The sequence below is a fragment of the Mucilaginibacter sp. genome (assembly GCF_039207105.1).
In the GTDB taxonomy this organism is placed as follows: Bacteria; Bacteroidota; Bacteroidia; order Sphingobacteriales; family Sphingobacteriaceae; genus Mucilaginibacter.
Genome location: NZ_JBCECK010000312.1, coordinates 1 through 2,247 on the forward strand (window position 1 = coordinate 1; position 2,247 = coordinate 2,247).

Sequence of the window (2,247 nt, forward strand, 5' to 3'; positions counted from 1 at the left end):
TTTCTGTGGTGTGTGTTAAATTCAAGCCTGCCAATATGATTACCAGGAGTATAACAGCAGCAATCGGTAAAACTTTCGCGAAAGCCTGTGGCACACGCAATAAAGATGCTGACCAACCTGCCTGAGCTACATATTGTAAGGCACAGAAAAATACTCCTGCCGTACAAACACAGGTAAAATAATACCCCATCAGCAACAAATTTGCAAATGTGCGCTCACCTTGGCCGGTAAGAAAACCAATGGCTACAAGTAAAACGCCAACGGCTATGGCAGCTAAACTCCATGTTTTTACCTTACCGGTAAAAACAAATTGTTCGTCTAAACTATTATGAGTATTCATTAAATTCTAATTCTTATAAAGTTTGTAAATGGTGAACATACATGATCACTTTCCAGCGTTCTTCGGGGGCCAGCTGTGAAGCGTAAGAACCCATCGCGTTTACACCATAAGTAATCGTATGATATATTTTACCGTCAGTTAAATCTTTCATAGCACCACCACGTGATGATTGGCCTTTTGAATATGACGGCGGAGCCGGATAACCATGTTGTACCACTAAACCATCGCCCTGACCATTAACACCATGACAAGGAGAGCAAAAGTGCTCAAACAAAATTTTCCCGTCTTTATAATTCGCCTGGGTTTGTGCAATCACAGTTTTAACCTCAACACTGGCCAATTCGTAACCATCCTTGGTGTTTGGATAATCAAATTTTGTAAAACCCACTGGTATAGTTCCGGCTGGTGGTACCTGCGCGGTTTTTCCATCCTTAAAATTCGGGTTTTTTTGATCCGGATCGTATGCAATATGCTCATACATATTAGGCGCGTACTCCCATCCGGTACTCCTTTTATCCTTACACGACGTTACTACGATCGAGGTCGCGATAATGATAACTATAGTTCCTAATATTCTAAATTTATTCATAGCTAACATATTTTCTGTCGTTATGCTTAACTTCAACTGCCCCTGCTTCTTTTAATATATTGTTGATATCCTCGTGTGGTACATTTCCTTTGGCGTCAATAGCAATTACAAACTTATCGTTAGTTGCTCTTAAGTCCATTACTCTTGGCGCACGGCCAGGGAAAAGGTGCGTTGCAAAGAAAAAGGTAAATGCCATACCGTATGAAGCAAATAATACCGTCCACTCAAAAGTTACCGGGATAAAATCCGGGATGGCAAAAAAGTTTTTACCACCAATGTCCATTGGCCAGTCATGTACTAAAAAGTAGTAAACCAAGGTAAAAATGGTTGTTCCGCCCATGCAGCCAAACATAAATGCTGCATAGCCTAATCTTGAATCTTTTATGCCCAGTTTAGCGTCAATACCGTGGATAGGCATCGGCGTATAAACATCATAAATAGGGACACTATTCTTTTGTAGTTTATCAATCCCGTGCATCATTTCATCGGGATCATCAAAAACGCCTAATATATATTTGGTGCTGCTCATTAGTAATTATGCTTTTTCGTATTCAGAATGGTCAACGCTATCAAACTTGATCAAGTTCTCTTTGTAGAACTCTATATGCTGTGGATCAAAATGCCCTTCGGCTATTTGTTTCTTCTTAGCCTGTTCACTTGAGCTCTTCAATAATAATTTCACCTCGGCAATAGCCACTGAAGGTAATACCCTTATGAATAACAGGAACATGGTAAAGAATATACCTATTGAACCTACAAACACACCCACATCTATCCAGGTTGGGTAAAACATAGCCCAGCTTGATGGAATATAATCACGGTGCAAAGAAACCACGATGATCACAAAACGCTCAAACCACATACCGATGTTTACAATGATAGACAGTACCCATGAAATCGGGATGTTTGTTCTAACTTTTTTAGACCACATCATCTGGGTCATCAATACGTTACAGCCATACATCATACAACCTGCCCACCAGTACGGACCGATGAAACGGTTTAAGAAAGTATATTGCTCATACTCGCCGCCTGAATAGTAAGCAATGAAGAACTCAGTGATATAAGCCACACCTACTACCGAACCTGTTACAAGAATGATCTTGTTCATTGATTCGATGTGGAACATGGTAATGTAGTTTTCTAATCCTAATACTTTTCTGGTTACCAGCAATAGTGTTTGCACCATCGCGAAACCTGAGAAGATCGCTCCCGCAACGAAATAAGGAGGGAAAATAGTAGTGTGCCATCCCGGTTCAAGGGATGTAGCAAAGTCCATTGATACAATAGTGTGTACTGAAAGTACCAGTGGTGTTGA

At 40.5% G+C, this 2,247-nt stretch carries 3 protein-coding genes and 1 pseudogene; all 4 read right to left on the reverse strand.

The window, feature by feature from the left end:
• Positions 1-340: pseudogene (locus AAGC65_RS25995) on the reverse strand (quinol:cytochrome C oxidoreductase); the annotation flags it as partial.
• Between the two features lie 13 nt (positions 341-353).
• Positions 354-938 carry a cytochrome c gene (locus AAGC65_RS26000; protein ID WP_343115365.1) on the reverse strand — a complete coding sequence of 195 codons (585 nt, stop codon included), beginning with the start codon at positions 936-938 and terminating at the stop codon, positions 354-356.
• Positions 922-1,458 (reverse strand): DUF3341 domain-containing protein, encoded by a 537-nt coding sequence (locus tag AAGC65_RS26005; RefSeq protein WP_343115366.1) that lies wholly within the window; start codon positions 1,456-1,458, stop codon positions 922-924. Before AAGC65_RS26005 ends, AAGC65_RS26000 begins: the two co-directional genes overlap by 17 nt.
• Before the next feature lie 6 nt (positions 1,459-1,464).
• A partial coding sequence (gene nrfD / locus AAGC65_RS26010) for an NrfD/PsrC family molybdoenzyme membrane anchor subunit (protein WP_343115367.1) occupies positions 1,465-2,247 on the reverse strand: 783 nt, incomplete at its 5' end.